The sequence below is a fragment of the Shewanella aestuarii genome, from assembly GCF_011765625.1.
Lineage (GTDB): Bacteria > Pseudomonadota > Gammaproteobacteria > Enterobacterales > Shewanellaceae > Shewanella > Shewanella aestuarii_A.
On the sequence record NZ_CP050313.1, the window covers coordinates 3,593,717 to 3,609,852 of the forward strand.

The following is a 16,136-nucleotide window of genomic DNA, read 5'->3' on the forward strand; positions in this document are numbered from 1 at the left end:
AGGTTGCTTCTTTTTTCTCAGTTCCCACACCAAACTCTGATCACTCAAAGACTTTCGTTTTAGGAGGTGATTTCTGCTGAGATTTGGGCAGCGCCCTGACAAGTATCCCACTCGCCATTAAATCTTTTTCGCCTGTATCTGCAACAGATTTAGCAGCGGCCAAATCTCTGCACTGCATTGCTTTGCATCTTTCACAGGAAAATTCTCGCACACTTAAATCGAATTTATGTTCGTGTCCACATTCGCTACAAATGCCTGACGATTTCACGTATCGACCTATTTCATGGTAAACAGCGCCATTCAATTCAGCCTTGTATTTGGTTAACTCCGTGATTAACCCCATCACATTATCGTTAACCATCTGACCGTTAAATTGCTGCATTCCTTTCACGTTCAAATCCTCAAACACTATAATATCACTGCTCTTGGCTATCGAACATGATACTTCGTGAGCAAACGCTAAGCGCTGGCGAGAGATTTTTCCGTGAAGTTTATTTAAACGAGATTTGCTTTTTTGCCAGCGATTTGAGCCTTTCGTTCGGCGACTCAACTGGACTTGAATTTGTTTTAATTTTGAGGATGCTTTCTTGAAAGCTTTCGGGTTTTTAACGTACCAACCATTTGAGCCAACAACAGTGTATTGGCTATTAATGTCATATCCCACAAGCGTTGATAAAACTTGTTTTGCGCTCTTACACTCAACTTCTTGAGTCAGTGATACATACCAGTTTCCGTGGCGCATTTTGACAGTTGCCGTCTTAATTTTGCTGGCTAATTTTCGGTGTAAAACAATTGGTATTTTGCCAACTTTCGGAATGCTAATCGCGCCTTTTTCAATGCGGATGCAGTCGTTATTATTGACACATCGAAAGCTATCGTCGTGAAGTCTTTTCAGTTTAAAGCTAATTTTGAAAGTCGGAAATTGCTGAGCTCGGCCTTTGTTAGAGGAATTTTTTAGTGCTGTATCAAGGTCACGAGCTACCTGCTGAGAAGCCGCAGAATCAAAAGCTTTAAGCCATGAAAACTCATCGAACTTTTTCAAGTCACGGAGCAGCCCAGCCATTTCGTCGTAAAACAAAAACGTTTTATCATATCGATATCGACGCACATTTTCAGATAACAACAAGTTCCATACGCCACGGGCGTATGCCCCAAACTCAGCGAGTTTGGCTTCTTGCTCTACTGTCGGCTTAAGCCTAAAGTTGTATCTGAGTGTTTTTTTCATACACTGTATATACCACTGCGCAGGATACTGTATAGACTACTGTGTAAACAGGGGTTATCAAGTGGAATACCAAACCAACTCACATTGTAAGTATCTAATCACTCTACATTTGATTTTAGTCGTTAAATATTGAAAATAACTTCTTAGAGTGATGCCGGAGAATTTGTAAAGCAGTTGGACAGATAACTCTTTCTGGTCTGACGGATATTTCGTTTGCTCAGTAGGCAATATTTCCGTTGATACAATTCGAAAATATATCCAAGAGAAAGTTTAATTTATCGATTCATCCCCGCGACTTTCGCTTCGCTCGGATCACCGGGTTTTCTCGACAGATTCGATAAAACAGCATTGTCCTATAAGAAGGTTTGGGCCAACTGACGTTTTACAGCCATGCAAATCTGTTGAACGGTCTAGGTGATAATAATTTTGTGTTGTCATCTACTTGTTGCGGGGACGGGATATGTGGACGCTGTCGCATCATGTTAAGTTCGATGGCCAAAAATTTGATACTGATGACTCAAAGCTCTAATTGTCTGAGTCTATTATTTTAAATAATTTAAAGGTTTCTGCTAAATAGGAATGAGCAACCAATACCCACAAAACAGCTAAAGCTTGATATAATCTCGCTTCTCCCTTCAAATGCTAACGAGCACCATTATGTCATTACAGTCCTCTCTCGCGAATGCGTTCAAGCAACGCGCTGAATTTTTTAAACAAGCCAAGCGCGATCAAACAGATTGTTATCGAGTATTTCACGGCACAGTTGAAGGTGAAACCGGACTCAATATTGATCGCTATGGTGACGCCTGGTTGGTGCAAACTTTCCATCACGCTTTATCAACCGAACAATTAGCTGAGATTCGCACAGAACTTTCTAAACATGCTGATTTCCCAATGGTGTACAACGATCGTTCACATAAAAACTCACGAGTAGTAAATTTACTTGAAGATGACACTCAAGCCTTTGCGGAATCTGAGCAAGTTTTTCATGAAAATGGCATTGCATTTACCTCAAAACTTCGTCATGAAGGGCAAGACCCTCTGCTATTTTTAGATATGCGTATTGGCCGTGAGTACATCAAAAAACATAGCCAGGATAAAACCGTTCTCAATTTGTTTTCATATACTTGCGGGATTGGTACAGCTGCTGCGGTCGGTGGTGCGTCAAGGGTAATGAATATCGACTTTTCATCATTTGCATTAGATGCGGGTAAAAAAAATGCTATTTTGAATCAAGTAGGCGCAGTGTGTGAATTTATCCAAAGCGATGCTTTTCCCGCAGTCAGGCAATTAGCAGGCTTACCAGTGGGTGGGCGTCGTAATCAAAAATTACCTAAATACCCCAAGTTAGCAAAAAACCAGTTTGATATGGTGTTTCTAGACCCACCTCGGTTTGCCAAAAGCGCTTTTGGCACAGTAGATTTAATTAACGATTATCAAGGTCTATTTAAACCTGCCATGTTAGCCACTAAAGCTGGTGGCACCATAGTGTGCTGTAATAATGTGGCTAAAGTTGAACGACAAACTTGGTTTGATAGCTTAGTCAGATGTGTTAAAAAACAAGGCCGTGATGTGACCCATTTTGAATGGTTAGATTGTCATCAAGACTTTCCTGCATTTGATGAAAATCATCCATTAAAAATTGTCGCGTTAACCATCGATTAATAATAATTGTCACAAAAAAGAAGGCCCTCGGATGAGGGCCTTCTTATAGGTGTTATTTACTTAACATGCTTAGTAATTAGTGAACTTTACGACGACGTCCTGCCATCAATCCTAATACACCTAATGCTAGGAAGCCTAAGCTACCACCACTTGTAGACTTTTTCTTTTCAACCACTTCTGGCGGGAAGGTACATGACCCATCATCAGTATTGGCGTTTGCATCATAGTTAGTCGCACTTGGATCAGTACAACCATTTTCGATACCATCTGACGCTACCGTTAACAAGAAGGTAGTTGACGCTTGATCAGATGGGTAAGCCATATCATGCACAGTAACCGTTACCATGGTTTCACCATACCAATCAGCATCTGGAGTAATAGTAATGCTATTACCTTCAACGGCGGCTGAGATGTTATCACCTGCAACCATAATGCCGTTAACAGTTGCTTTAAGGTCTGAATAAACAACATCTAAAGTAATAGAAGTGTTCTCATTCATAGTTTGATCAGCAAAACCTGCCACTTGAATGTTACTTGGCGATAATACGCTTTGACTTACCGTCACTAACTCAGAGTCAGCATATTGGCTAGTAACAGTGACCGCATTATCAACACCAACTGCCGCTGCAGATACACGAGCAGAGAAACTTAAGGTTAAGCCTGAACTTTCAGGACCTTGATAGTCAGCACAAACTAGCATGCCTTCCGCTACTTTTTCATCGACATTGTTATATGCAAAGCCATCATTCAACCAACCTTCAACAGGGCCAAAGGTACCACGTTCACCGTAATAACCGTGGAGACCAATTGAACCAAAGTGTGCGTTAGCTGTTTTAATTGCTTGATAACCAAACATGATTTCATGGGCACCTGGTGCAAAATCTAGCTTAGTTGAGATAATGGTTTCAACATCAAAGTAAGCTGATGGGTCTGGGTTACGGTTACCAGTAAAACGGTTATAAAGTTCTTGACCGCCTTTCCACTGGAACACGTAGTAGTCATCAATTACCGCGCCATATACTCGGTTGGTTACCGCACCAATATCTTCACGGAATGCCACTTCTGGCATCATGACATCACCACGCCATAATGGGGCAACGATGGTGTCAGGGAAGTTTTGAAATTCATCATTAAATTCAAAGTGATAGTTGTAGAAATCTGGCATTTCATCAAACTTCACATAACCAAATGGTGAAATTTCTAACAAGTCATGCAGCATATCTTGCTCTGCACCATATAAAGGCACATGAGGTAAGCCATTAGATGACATTGGGATACTCAGATATTGATTAGACCAACCTGTTAAACCTAAGTCTCCAAAACCATACTGTGAAGGAATATCGACATAAGTGTCACTACCTTCTTGCATCTGTGCAGGAATACGACACGTCGCATCTTCCACACTGGTAGTAAATACATAATGACGACGCACATCCGCTGACGATGGCTGCATTGTATTAAAGCTGATAGTGTTACCGTCAATTGTCATATCTTCAGCGTATTGAGGTAAGCCGGCAACTTTAATGCTGTCTTCTAGCAACTGGAACCCTGAAGCGAGTTCAGTGTTTAAGGTTAGTTGACGCTCACCACCCAATAAATTAGGCGCTAAAGACACTTCGAAGTTAACTATATCGCCAGTTTTAGCACTTGTTTGGCTTGCTTCAATGGTGGTATCTGCTCCGCTATGAACAAGCTGAACTGGAATATACCCCAGATTATCATCGTTATAGCTATCGCTACCAATACCCACGTAACCATAGTAAACATCGCCTTCCTGCGCATCGGCTAAATCATAATTGAGTTGCACACGATATGGATCAATACCATTTGAAGAATCAGGACCAACCGCTGTTAGATTACCAGAGTTATCATCACCAATAATGGCTAATGCAAAAACCATGTTATCGGCTAAATTAGCCTCATCTTCATAGGTATATTTATAGTTTGAACCATAAACCCAGTAGGTGCCTGGCGTTGGATTATTGATAGCACAGTAATCATTGTTATCAATGCGTGAGTAACAAATGGCTTCCTCATCCCATTGGATGTCACCATCGTTATTAACGTCCATGCCAATATCAATTGATGCGTAAGCATTATAGTCAGCTTTAATCACTTCCCACACAATACGCTTAGTGCCTTCTGGTACTTCAAAAAAGTTAACCACTTGGCCATCATCGATACGTGATTGAGCTGTACTATCGAGGTTACGCACGTCACTTCGTTGCATGTTCACATTAAACAATTCAGCTTTAACTAACCCATTGACACGGCTGTTGAAGGTTTGAATTTCTTCACTGTGAATTTCAGGCGTTAAAATATGACCTTGCTGACGATGGATTTTACCCATCACGTTTTCAGGCATACTTGTTCCGCTATAGCGAATGCTTACAGGTAAGTGCTGCATTGGCATATCTGCGTTGTCAGGAGTGATAACCACATCACCTAATAAGCGTAATGATGATGAATCAGCACCTGGCGCTTGTACTTCTAATACTTTAGCTGTCAGCATGATGGCCTGAGTTTCACCTTTACGAAGACTAAATGTCTTGGGTGATACTTCAAGCGATAACATGTCTGCACCGTCCATCGCTAATGACTGTGCATCAACTGTCCAGCTACCATCAGCTGTGGCCGTGAAGGTACGCATCATGGTACAAGTGCCACTACAGCTTTCATTGTAAAAATACGGTACGTTTAGGGTATTAACTGTGCCACCATTTTTAGGGTTAGCCGCACGATAGTTATCACCGGTTTCATCCATCACTAAGCCGGCTTTATAAGCTCGTGCAACGTTAATCACACCACTACCTGCATCGCTAAAGCCTGCTGGCTCTATGTCAACAAATGGGTAGGTTTCGACTGTGCGAGTCACGTCGCTTAAATTAGCCGTCATCATTAATGCCGACTGAATTTGTGCAGGGGTCCAGCTTGGCTGAGCTTGCTTTAACAATGCCATAGCACCAGCAACATGTGGCGCAGCCATAGAAGTACCGCTGATACTGTTAAAATCGCCTGGCACACCTACGCCAGAAAATGGCATATCATCAGCCCATGCCGCATAAATATCAACGCCAGGCGCAGCAAGATTAGGTGACATCACTTCTGGGTTATCGAAGTTATGGCCACGTGATGAGAAGTCAGCCAAAGTATTAGCAACACGCTCTTTGGTCACCACATTTGATGGGGTGATGGTTAGTTGATGGTCGGTCCCTCTAGATAACCAACGTGATAAACCAAACCAGTTGGTTGATGCATCACCGTAGTAACCACTGTAAGGCAAGTGAATACCTGGTATCACATAAGGATCATTATTAACCGACTCGTTTGCACTCGCATTACGTAAAATGAAACCACCAGCGCCACCTTCAGCAACGTTAATGGCTTTTTGAACACGGGCAATGTCGCCACGCTTACACACTACGATAGGCGCGGTGTCGTAAGGTATACCCTCTGGAGAGTTATCGAAAAATCCAGCTGGGAATGGATCATTACACTTCTCATATTGCCAGCCGTATGCTTTAGCCTCAACCACAGGACCTGTATAGCCTTCTGAGATACCGCCACCAACAAGCTCTGGTAGCTCCTGCTCACCGCCAGTTGCGCCAGTTAGCATCTTGCCTTCTACACTGAATTCACGAGTATGAGTGGTTGCCGCAACAGAGGTCACCCAAGGCGATAGATGGTCAATAGCACCACGACGTTGAGCAGCTTGCGATGGGTCAAACGAGTTACCCGCAGATGCAGATACCGAAATACCGGCTTCACGTGCAGCTAAAAATGCCATTTCCATTGGGTCTTCCCAAGGGAAAGCACCGTAAGCTGTTCCAATTGAATAGTTAACAACATCAACACCGTCAGCAATGGCATCTTCAATACCGGCAAGTAGTGCAGAACCAGGACAACCTGTAAAGTTATTAAAGCTACCATCCCCTGGATGACAAACTTGATACATGATCACGTTAGCATGTGGTGCGACACCTGACATACGCGGCAGTACTAAATTGGTTTCTTTACCGTCACTGGTTACGCCAACATCTGGCACCATGTATGTACGATCTAATAATATATTACCAGCAGCAGTAGAAGCGGTGTGCGACCCATGGCCGTTATAATCTTCGCCGTTTGCAGGTCTTAGCGGTCCATCGATTTCCCACCACCCCTTATCAGGCTGAAAACTTGCATCACTATAAGTGTCGGTAATCACTGGATAAGAACGTACACCGATTAACTTGTCATTACACATGCCGGCAAACTCTTCAAGTTCGCAGTCACCTATGTAGCCTGTATAACGTGATGGTAATTGATGCACATAACCATCATCACCTTGAGCCGCAAATGAGACGTGGTCAGAGTTAATACCAGTATCTAGCACACCAACAACAATCCCTTTACCAGTGAAGGCTTCACCAGTTACTTCACCAGTCCAAAACTTGTCAGCCCCAATATGTTGCGGGCCTACATCAGTTTGTAGTTGATAAATGATTTCCCGAGTTACGCTAACCACACCATCCAAGTCAGCAACACGAGCAGCTTGTTCTTGGGTCATACGCATCGACATACCGTTAAAAGCAAGTTGATAGTTCGCGATGGTTTTAGCGTTGCCGACTAAGCTAGAAATTTGAGAGGTAATACCGGCTTGTTTGTCAGCAAGATAACTACGATAAGAACGCACGTCACTGCTGTTTAAATCAACTTTATCATGCAGTTGTGGGCTTAAAGCAGCCGGAAGTTTATTTACTCTAGGTGAAGTTGCATTTAATCCTGCGACACCACCTTTATATAAAGAAACAGGTTTGTCCGATAATTGAATAATGTAAGTTTGCTCACCGACAATATTATCTTCATAAACAAAAGGAACTTTTCTGTCAGCACTTGAAATAGCACGATGAACGTTACGGCCGTTACTATTTCGAGATTCAGCTATTACTTCACCTGACACACGATCTTTGTGCTTATTATCGTTGTATTTTTTTATCGCATCGGTGATCACGATTGGCTTTATATTTGCGGAGTATGAATTACCTGTATCTGTACTGACAGCACTTGCTCCTGCAGCACCGGCATAAATGGCCGCCAGGGTCATTATATGTACTTTTTTTAGTTTCATTGTCTTGCCTTATAATCAATGTCTGAATGCACAAACTGTTAACAAATTTGTCACACCCATATGTAACGCTTATTGGGCATAAGGGCTAATTCATTTAATGCATCGAACTATAGCTAATACGTATACACCACCTATACTGCAACAAACCGCAAAAACAAAATAACAATACAAAACAGAGACTTGATTTTTATTAGATATAAAAATAATCAATATAAGAGATTAATAATGGCTGGATGCGTTTACAATCAAGGGTCTGAGTTACAAAATGAAACATGTCAACAATAATACTGGACGACACTATCAGGCACCTTGATTTAACAATATAAAACCAGTTTTTGGTGCAATTAACGACAGAAAAACAGTTTTGTTTTGAAAAAATAATAACAATTGTTCCCAAATTGGAACAAATAAAAACTGATTAAGTAAGGCATGAGAAAATATGGAATTACGTAACATTAAGCATTTTGTAACCCTAGCTGAATTTCAACACTTCAATCGTGCCGCCAAAAAATTAAATATCACTCAGCCATCACTGTCTAGAAGCATTCAAAAATTAGAATCTATAGTTGGCGGTAAGTTATTTGATCGTGATTCAAAAAATATGGCTATTACGCCTTTAGGCATGATGACTCTTAAACATTGCCAAGCCATTCTCAACGAGCACGACAAATTACTACAACAGCTAGCCTGTTTTCATGGTGACAATGAACTTGAAATAAAAATAGGCGCTAGCCCTATTCCATCAAACAGTTTAGTCGGCCCCGTATTGGGAGAGTACATTCGAGCTAAACCGAATATGACATTAGATTTAAAAGTCGCTGGCTGGCAATCATTATCAGAGCAATTATTAGAGGGCGAACTTGACGTATTTGTAGCTGAATCTCGCTTAACAGACCTTGATAGCAACCTAAACTTCAATATTATTGAGTTACCACCTTTTCCAGTCATCTTCTGTTGCCGCCCTGATCACCCGCTGACCAAACTTCCAAGACTTTATCTGACAACATTTCGCGACTACCCACTCGCTATTCCAAGACATCTACCCATCAATATTGCGAACCAATTTGACGACTTATTTGAATTGCACCGTGAAGATTTTGCTGGTTTGGTGCGTTTTGAACAGTTCCATGCCATAAAGGATTCTATCTGCAATTCCGAACTGGTTGCCCTCACCCCTGAAATCGCTGTACGCGATGAGTTAAATGCTGGCACCTTAGTACAACTTAGTCCGCAACTGATGCCAAAACTTAATGCCAGATTTAGCATTGTTAGCTTAGCTGATAAAGCACAAAGTCAGTCACTACAGACTTTTATCAGTTTTTTAATGCAGCGCGCTCAATCTGTTAATGAGCTGACCCCTGCCAATATGCAAATTGCCTAACTCACTTTTTACCTCTCTTTTTAACCATATTAAGTGAAGTCTGCCGAGCAGATTTCACATGATGCCGCATCAACAACAAATTAAATTGCGTACAACTTAGTTGCATTTAAATATAGCACAGGGTAAAGTGCACCCAATTAGATTGTGTACAACTTAAATTAATTTCTTATTATGAGGTTCTTATGACAACACTATACAAAACATCTGCAACGGCTTTAGCTGGTCGTAATGGCCAAGTGACGACAGATGACAAAAAATTAGATTTGGGGTTAAGTTACCCAAAAGAAATGGGCGGCAGTGGTGAACACACAAACCCAGAGCAATTATTTGCTGCAGGTTACGCGGCCTGTTTTTCGAATGCGATTTTACACGTTGCCCAACAAGGAAAAGTAGCGATTAAGTCTGCTCCCACCACGGCAACGGTAGGAATTGGCCCAAATACATCGGGCGGTTTTGCATTAACAGTTGCACTAGCTGTGAAGCTTGATTTACCTCAAGCAGATGCTGAGCAGTTAGTAAAAACGGCTCATCAAGTGTGTCCTTATTCAAATGCGGTACGCGGGAATATCGATGTGCAACTAACGGTTAATGGCAGTCAAATTTAATAAAAAAAACGCCAAACAATGCTGTTTGGCGTTTTTTGTATAAACATCAATATTAATATTCTGTTAGCCAGTCACTACGAAAATCATCAATATCACAAACTAGGCCGTTGGTTTCAATTTGCTGATTTAATTTAGCTAACTCACGGTTTACATCTGATAGGGTCAGGGTATTGTTGTCTAGTTGGTACACTAAGGCGAGACTTTGGTAATAAAACAATAAAATAGTCACAGCCTTTGTATCATTATCACTGGCCGCTTGCTGCACCGCATTAAGTTTACGATAAATTTTATTTTGCAGTTGTTTTAACTGCCAAACATAATAAACATCAGCAAATTGCGGCTTTTTACGCCCATGCTTTACCACTAAAGTACACAGCATCAAACCCAAGATGACGCCGCCAAAGTTTAGGTAAAAATTACCTGTAGACTCACCACTAGCAACCGGCGGAGCCCCTAAAAATGCAATTAATAGCTGCCCAAATGCAAGCGACGAAACTGCCAAAATGGCAATTAAGCCAAACTGCACTTGATTGGTCATCTTGCGATATTGAACTTTATCAACCTGTACTAATTTCATTTACCTTACTCAGTATCTCTAAATAATTTTTCGCTAGTATAACTGCATCAAGTTAAACACACATTAATCTTCATTTATATAAGCTTATGGTAAACTGTGGTTATTGTGTTTGCCTTTATTATTTCAAATCAAATTTGTGGAAATTATGACCGAATTCACTCCCATTAGCGCCCTTATCGGCGGCGCAATATTAGGTTTTGCCGCATTGTTACTATTGATATTAAACGGCCGGTTGGCTGGTATATCCGGTATTATTAGCGGTGTTATGAGTACAGGACAAAATGCATTTTGGCGCTGGGCATTTATTGGCGGTTTAATTCTCAGCGGCTTAATTGCCCCTTGGCTTAATTTGTCGATGCCAACAATGTTAACTGCAAGCTGGCCGCTCACGTTAATTGGCGGTTTTTTAGTAGGTTTTGGCACGTATATTGGCGCGGGTTGTACCAGTGGTCATGGTATTTGTGGAATAGGTCGATTATCGCTTCGCTCAATAGTGGCTACGCTGATCTTTATGTTAGTTGCCACGATTGTGGTGTTTGTTAGCCGTCATATAGTGGGAGCTTAAGATGAAAAAACAATTGCTCTCATTACATGGGTTAGTGGCTTTTATTTCAGGTAGTTTATTTGGTTTAGGGCTAATAGTGTCACAAATGGTAGACACCAATAAAGTACTTAATTTTTTAGATTTTTTTGGTCAGTGGGATCCAAGTCTAGCCTTAGTAATGGGCGGCGGTCTTGGCGTATTTGGTATTGGTTTTGCTTTGTTAGTTAAACCTAAATCTAAACCTCTTTTTGACGAAAGTTTCTTTTTGCCTACTAAAAAACATATTGATAAAAAACTGATTACGGGTGCATGTTTATTTGGTTTAGGTTGGGGATTCGTGGGTATTTGCCCTGGCCCAGCGATTGTAAACTTAGTCAGCGTAGACGCTAAATTCATTGGCTTTGTTGTGGCCATGCTAGTAGGTATGTTTTGCGCAAGAGCCTTAAGTCAGCGCTAACGATAAGCACAAAGTCTATCTCAGCATCGACGATGGCGGATGAGTTTCATTGTGAAATACAACTCACCCGCTTTCTTTTTATGCCATTGTTTCTTACCCTTAAAAGACCCACTTATTGTGCTTAACCAATATGACAACACATCATTACCCCACATTCGCATTAGATGATATTGCCAATTTACGTGAATCGGCTCAAGTTGAGTTTAAACTGGCCAGTGGCCGTGATGGGAATGGCAAAATACCAGAGGATATGTGGGAAACCTACAGCGCCTTTGCCAATACCTTAGGCGGTGAAATCATTTTAGGGGTAAAAGAACACCAGGGTGAGTTTACCATTGAAGGCATAGTAAACCCCATTCCAATGCTGAGTGATATCTGGAAAATATTACACGACCCACAAAAGGTGAGTCACAACATATTGTCACCCACCGATGTACAAATTATTGAAATATTGAATAAAAAGCTTATTCGTATTCATGTACCCGAAGTGGATGTCAAACTCAGACCCATTTTCATCGGCCCAGATCCCTACACAGGCACCTACTTCAGAGTCGGTGATGCTGATATGCGAGCAAGTAAAGAACAGGTTGATAATATGAACAAGCGAGCAGGATTACTGCTCAAACCTAAGAATAAATCTTAATTAAACCAAAAGAAGATGTCAGTAAACCTTTAACGACTTACTGACATTCTAAATAATCTAAATCTTAAATCGCAATCTTATATTGATTAAATGGACTCACACCATCTAGTTTATTACTTACTTGTTTTTGCTGCATCAACTGCTCAACAAGCTCTCTAATCTTTGGCTCTGCATCGATAAACTTATTCATATTTGCACCACCCATACGAGCGTCATATATAGCTTCACCATCCAACCGACCTTGATGAAAAACTTTTATTTCAGCATACACCATATACAGCGCTAAATCCCAAGCCCAATTTGCAGTATATGTAGCTGTCCACTCGCAACCATTTTGCGCATCCAACTCCTGAATTAAACGATACTTTATTTTTTTCTGCTGGAGCACCTTTTTAAACTCTTCTAAAAACCCTTGTCTTACATCTTTGTTTTCAACAATGCAAACTTCTGTAGAACTTGTCACTTCTATAGGATCAATTTTCTGTTTAATTGAACATGCTGATAAACTTAAAATAGATAAAATCATTAACATGCTAAATTTAAATTTTGTTTTCATGTATCTTCCTTGAATTATTTGATTTTCCTAGCATTTACAATATTGATTAAATCACAACAATTAACGTTAATCAACATTACCACAACAAAAGCTTTCTAACTGATTTAACTTGGAAATCTCCACACAAGGCAATAATGAGGAGACCTCTTTAAACCTATCTTGCTGGCATGGATTTAACCAAACGGTTTGACAACCCGCCATTTTCGCTCCAACAATATCCGATACTGGATGATCGCCTATATGCAATAACTGCGAAGCATCAATATCTAATTGTCGACAGGCTAACTTAAACATATCTTGAGCGGGCTTCATTTTTATGCCGTGCCCCGGATGCAACACAAATTTCATCAGCTTATCTAAACCAATGCGACTTGCATCCACATTGCCATTGGTAATGCCAATTAGCGGATAGTGAGCACCGAGCTTTTCAAGCACCGCTAGCACTTCAGCATCAATACTAAAATCGCTGCGATGAAACTGAAAGCATTCCATCGCCAATTGGGCACCTTTACTGGCTTCAATCTCACAGTAACCTAATTGCACTAAACCTTGTCGTAACGTGGCATAACGCGCAGCGCTGGTATCATGATTCAGCTCGGGCATCTGCTGACATAGTTCCAATTTACAAGTCTGCCAATCATGGGCACTCCAACTTAAGGTTTTGGGATATGCTTGATTAAGTAATGCAAACGATGCGGCAACCGCATTTTCGATAATAGGACGATTATTATAAAGCGTGTCATCTAAATCAAAACTTATGGCTTTAAATGGCTTTAACCTTTGATATTGGACTAATCTTGCAGCTTGATAATGACTGGTTTGCATCATCCATTCTCCTTGCCTTTTTTGGCCCTTGGGTGAGCACCATCATACACTTTCGCTAAATGCTGAAAGTCTAAGCTGGTATAAATTTGGGTGGTTGATAAGTTAGCATGGCCCAATAATTCTTGTACTGCACGTAAATCTGCACTTGATTCCAGCATATGGGTTGCAAATGAATGTCTTAATTTATGCGGATGCACTTTTACTGATAATGCCTGTTGCTGCCCCCATTTATTCATCCGCGCTTGAATACTGCGATGGGATAATCGCTTACCCTGATTACTGACAAATAACGCATCACCAGCATCAAGGGTTGACATTTGTTGCCGAGCTTTAAGCCACTGCGCTAAGGCTTGCATTGCAAGTTTCCCAATCGGTACCACACGCTGCTTATCCCCTTTACCCAGCACTTTAACTTCAGCATTGTCTAACTGAATATCTGCACAATTTAGCCCTGCAAGCTCAGCTAAACGTAAACCGCTAGAATAAAACAGCTCCATAATCGCTTTATCACGCACGGCTAAGGGATCATTTATATCAATATCGAGTAAATGACTAACTGCATCTACATCCATATTTTTAGGTAGGGGTTTATTTTGCTTAGGTGCACTCAGATTTTTTGCGGGATTAATCGTTATGTTGTTACCCCGCAATAAAAATGCATAAAACTGCTTTAAGGCTGATAAACATAAGGAAATACTTCGAGGGCTAAGCCCTTGGCGGTGCAATTTAGCCAACACAGCTTGCAGTTGCTCACGGCTAGCGTCTTGCAACAAAACATCATTATGCAACAGGGCTTGAGCACGATTGAGCTCAAACACATAATTACGAGTAGTGTAAGCTGATAATTGCCGTTCTGAAGTAAGGTATTGTATAAACGCGGCAACCCAATCCGTTTTTGCCATCGTGACAACTCCTACTGTGACATGAAAAGGCGTTTAAAACTTCGGTAATATATGATCGAGTAGCCGTTGTAATTGACTAAACAACAACGAATCCATCCCCGGATGAAAATGGGCGGGATCGGCACTGGCAATGGCAAAAATCACCTGACCGTTATCATCTGATAATCGGGTCAGCGCCACAGAGCCCACCTCACTACCAAATAATCGCTTAGATTCTGATTGAGTTAAACGACCAAAATAATAACCGCTATGAATACGATTGCGCCAAATGTTGGCTAATTCGTTATCAATGTCATGTACCGTAATTAATCGGACATGAGTAAAGCCAAATTCAGACTTTAACCCTTCTGAAAGCAATTGGCGTGCTTCACCTAACTCTTGGCAAGCAAGCAGTTTGAATGATAACTCATTGTTAAATAAAAATATCCGCTCATTTTGTTTAGCGACATTCATTAATGCAGTAATTTCTTCTTCTAACTGGCTTACCCGCTGACGCAGAATTTCTTGGCGACGCTCAACTAAAGATACAGTACCGCGTTCATGATGACTCATTCGCATTGCGACAAGTAATTCAGGATGACGATTAAAAAACTCTGGATTATCTAACAGGTAATCTCTGACTAATGATTCATCAAGCACTTGATGACTAAGATGCGCTAACATTTCAGCACTTAAATCACTGCCAAGGGCATCCATACTTGAACCATGTTCAACAGTCATCATGTCATTAGTTAAGACTGCATCGGTTACCGAGGTTATATCGCTCATAAAAACTACTTATCGTCTGTTAGTGAAAATTACAGTTGAATTTGACCATCATATACATGTTCTGCCGGGCCTGTCATCCATAGCGGTTTGCCTTCGCCTTCCCAATTAATGATTAATGTGCCACCAGGAAGGTCTACTCGCACTTGTTTTTCAAGCTTATTTTGCAACTGACCAACCGCTGCTGCTGCGCAGGCGCCTGTGCCACAGGCTAAGGTTTCTGCAGCGCCACGCTCGTATACTCTTAGCTTAATGTGGCTTGAGCTGACAACTTGCATAAAACCAACGTTAACCCCTTTAGGGAAACGTTCGTGATTGGTCAACATTGAACCTATCTCTTCAACTGCCGCAAAATCAACATCTTCCACTTCCAACACACAATGAGGATTCCCCATAGAAATCGCACCGCATAAAAATGTCTGTATTGGCGTTTGCAATAAATAGGTTTTTTCACTCTTTTTAGCTTTAAACGGAATTTGGGATGGCTCAGTAATAGGCACGCCCATGTTCACCGTAACATTGCCGTCACGCTCTACCCGTAAAGTAATTTTGCCCGAACTGGTACTAACGCGGATTTTATTTTTATTGGTTAAGCCTTTATTACGGACAAATCGAGCAAAGCAACGTGCGCCATTGCCGCACTGCTCAACCTCAGTGCCGTCAGCATTAAAAATACGATAATGAAAATCTAAGTCTGGATTGTAAGGCGGCTCCACCAACAATAATTGGTCAAAACCAATACCAAAGTTACGGTCGGCCAAACGACGGATTTGGTCCGGCGAAAAAAATACATTTTGAGTCACGCCATCAACCACCATAAAGTCGTTGCCTAGCCCATGCATTTTTGTAAATTGAATCAAGGGAATTTCCTTATCAAACTT

Annotated in this window: 14 protein-coding genes and 1 pseudogene; 7 read left to right on the forward strand and 8 right to left on the reverse strand. The window is 41.2% G+C overall.

Features of this window, described 5'->3' with window-relative positions; translation table 11 throughout:
- Positions 1–40 precede the first annotated feature (40 nt).
- Positions 41–1,225 carry an RNA-guided endonuclease InsQ/TnpB family protein gene (locus HBH39_RS15685; protein ID WP_167679605.1) on the reverse strand — a complete coding sequence of 395 codons (1,185 nt, stop codon included), beginning with the start codon at positions 1,223–1,225 and terminating at the stop codon, positions 41–43.
- A gap of 190 nt (positions 1,226–1,415) precedes the next feature.
- On the opposite strand from HBH39_RS15685, the pseudogene HBH39_RS20155 reads away from it, so the two are divergent.
- Both HBH39_RS20155 and HBH39_RS15695 read left to right on the forward strand, forming a co-directional pair.
- A pseudogene (locus HBH39_RS20155) lies at positions 1,416–1,499 on the forward strand (transposase); the annotation flags it as partial.
- Between the two features lie 383 nt (positions 1,500–1,882).
- Entirely contained in the window at positions 1,883–2,890 is a 1,008-nt protein-coding gene (locus HBH39_RS15695) for a class I SAM-dependent rRNA methyltransferase (RefSeq protein WP_167679606.1), read from the forward strand.
- Between the two features lie 76 nt (positions 2,891–2,966).
- On the opposite strand, the gene HBH39_RS19995 is transcribed toward HBH39_RS15695, so the two are convergent.
- Positions 2,967–8,000, reverse strand: coding sequence for a S8 family serine peptidase (locus tag HBH39_RS19995; RefSeq protein ID WP_167679607.1), 5,034 nt, complete (start codon positions 7,998–8,000; stop codon positions 2,967–2,969).
- Positions 8,001–8,439: 439 nt separating this feature from the next.
- On the opposite strand from HBH39_RS19995, the gene HBH39_RS15705 reads away from it, so the two are divergent.
- Both HBH39_RS15705 and HBH39_RS15710 read left to right on the forward strand, forming a co-directional pair.
- Entirely contained in the window at positions 8,440–9,381 is a 942-nt protein-coding gene (locus HBH39_RS15705) for a LysR family transcriptional regulator (protein ID WP_167679608.1), read from the forward strand.
- A 182-nt stretch (positions 9,382–9,563) separates the two neighbouring features.
- On the forward strand, positions 9,564–9,986 hold the full coding sequence (locus tag HBH39_RS15710) for an organic hydroperoxide resistance protein (protein ID WP_167679609.1): 423 nt from the start codon (positions 9,564–9,566) through the stop codon (positions 9,984–9,986).
- A 52-nt stretch (positions 9,987–10,038) separates the two neighbouring features.
- Here HBH39_RS15710 and HBH39_RS15715 read toward each other — a convergent pair whose 3' ends face one another.
- Positions 10,039–10,563, reverse strand: coding sequence for a DUF3087 domain-containing protein (locus HBH39_RS15715; protein ID WP_167679610.1), 525 nt, complete (start codon positions 10,561–10,563; stop codon positions 10,039–10,041).
- 145 nt (positions 10,564–10,708) lie between these two features.
- Here HBH39_RS15715 and HBH39_RS15720 point away from each other — a divergent pair, with 145 nt between their 5' ends.
- From HBH39_RS15720 to HBH39_RS15730, 3 genes are all read left to right on the forward strand, one after another.
- A complete protein-coding gene (locus HBH39_RS15720; protein WP_167679611.1) occupies positions 10,709–11,128 on the forward strand; it encodes a YeeE/YedE family protein in 420 nt (139 codons plus the stop codon).
- A gap of 1 nt (position 11,129) precedes the next feature.
- Positions 11,130–11,564 (forward strand): DUF6691 family protein, encoded by a 435-nt coding sequence (locus tag HBH39_RS15725; protein ID WP_167679612.1) that lies wholly within the window; start codon positions 11,130–11,132, stop codon positions 11,562–11,564.
- A gap of 130 nt (positions 11,565–11,694) precedes the next feature.
- A complete protein-coding gene (locus HBH39_RS15730; RefSeq protein ID WP_167679613.1) occupies positions 11,695–12,207 on the forward strand; it encodes an AlbA family DNA-binding domain-containing protein in 513 nt (170 codons plus the stop codon).
- Positions 12,208–12,271: 64 nt separating this feature from the next.
- Here the strand turns inward: HBH39_RS15730 and HBH39_RS15735 are convergent, their stop codons facing one another.
- From HBH39_RS15735 to dapF, 5 genes are all read right to left on the reverse strand, one after another.
- Positions 12,272–12,763, reverse strand: coding sequence for an Sbal_3080 family lipoprotein (locus tag HBH39_RS15735; RefSeq protein WP_244325675.1), 492 nt, complete (start codon positions 12,761–12,763; stop codon positions 12,272–12,274).
- Positions 12,764–12,829: 66 nt separating this feature from the next.
- Positions 12,830–13,591 (reverse strand): HAD-IA family hydrolase, encoded by a 762-nt coding sequence (locus HBH39_RS15740; protein WP_432280125.1) that lies wholly within the window; start codon positions 13,589–13,591, stop codon positions 12,830–12,832.
- Positions 13,588–14,490, reverse strand: coding sequence for a tyrosine recombinase XerC (gene xerC, locus HBH39_RS15745; RefSeq protein ID WP_167679614.1), 903 nt, complete (start codon positions 14,488–14,490; stop codon positions 13,588–13,590). Before xerC ends, HBH39_RS15740 begins: the two co-directional genes overlap by 4 nt.
- A gap of 33 nt (positions 14,491–14,523) precedes the next feature.
- Complete coding sequence (locus HBH39_RS15750; RefSeq protein WP_244325814.1) at positions 14,524–15,153, reverse strand: DUF484 family protein; 630 nt, start codon at positions 15,151–15,153, stop codon at positions 14,524–14,526.
- A 134-nt stretch (positions 15,154–15,287) separates the two neighbouring features.
- Positions 15,288–16,115: a diaminopimelate epimerase gene (gene dapF, locus HBH39_RS15755; RefSeq protein WP_167679616.1), complete on the reverse strand. Its 828-nt coding sequence runs from the start codon at positions 16,113–16,115 to the stop codon at positions 15,288–15,290.
- Positions 16,116–16,136: the final 21 nt, after the last annotated feature.

Coding starts and splice junctions, on each gene's coding strand:
- HBH39_RS15715 (WP_167679610.1), bottom strand. CDS start 10,563: ATGAAATTAGTACAGGTTGATAAAGTTCAATATCGCAAGATGACCAAT.
- HBH39_RS15695 (WP_167679606.1), top strand. CDS start 1,883: ATGTCATTACAGTCCTCTCTCGCGAATGCGTTCAAGCAACGCGCTGAA.
- HBH39_RS15730 (WP_167679613.1), top strand. CDS start 11,695: ATGACAACACATCATTACCCCACATTCGCATTAGATGATATTGCCAAT.
- HBH39_RS15750 (WP_244325814.1), bottom strand. CDS start 15,153: ATGTTAGCGCATCTTAGTCATCAAGTGCTTGATGAATCATTAGTCAGA.
- HBH39_RS15720 (WP_167679611.1), top strand. CDS start 10,709: ATGACCGAATTCACTCCCATTAGCGCCCTTATCGGCGGCGCAATATTA.
- xerC (WP_167679614.1), bottom strand. CDS start 14,490: ATGGCAAAAACGGATTGGGTTGCCGCGTTTATACAATACCTTACTTCA.
- HBH39_RS15735 (WP_244325675.1), bottom strand. CDS start 12,763: ATGAAAACAAAATTTAAATTTAGCATGTTAATGATTTTATCTATTTTA.
- HBH39_RS15740 (WP_432280125.1), bottom strand. CDS start 13,591: ATGATGCAAACCAGTCATTATCAAGCTGCAAGATTAGTCCAATATCAA.
- HBH39_RS15710 (WP_167679609.1), top strand. CDS start 9,564: ATGACAACACTATACAAAACATCTGCAACGGCTTTAGCTGGTCGTAAT.
- HBH39_RS15725 (WP_167679612.1), top strand. CDS start 11,130: ATGAAAAAACAATTGCTCTCATTACATGGGTTAGTGGCTTTTATTTCA.
- HBH39_RS15705 (WP_167679608.1), top strand. CDS start 8,440: ATGGAATTACGTAACATTAAGCATTTTGTAACCCTAGCTGAATTTCAA.
- HBH39_RS19995 (WP_167679607.1), bottom strand. CDS start 8,000: ATGAAACTAAAAAAAGTACATATAATGACCCTGGCGGCCATTTATGCC.
- HBH39_RS15685 (WP_167679605.1), bottom strand. CDS start 1,225: ATGAAAAAAACACTCAGATACAACTTTAGGCTTAAGCCGACAGTAGAG.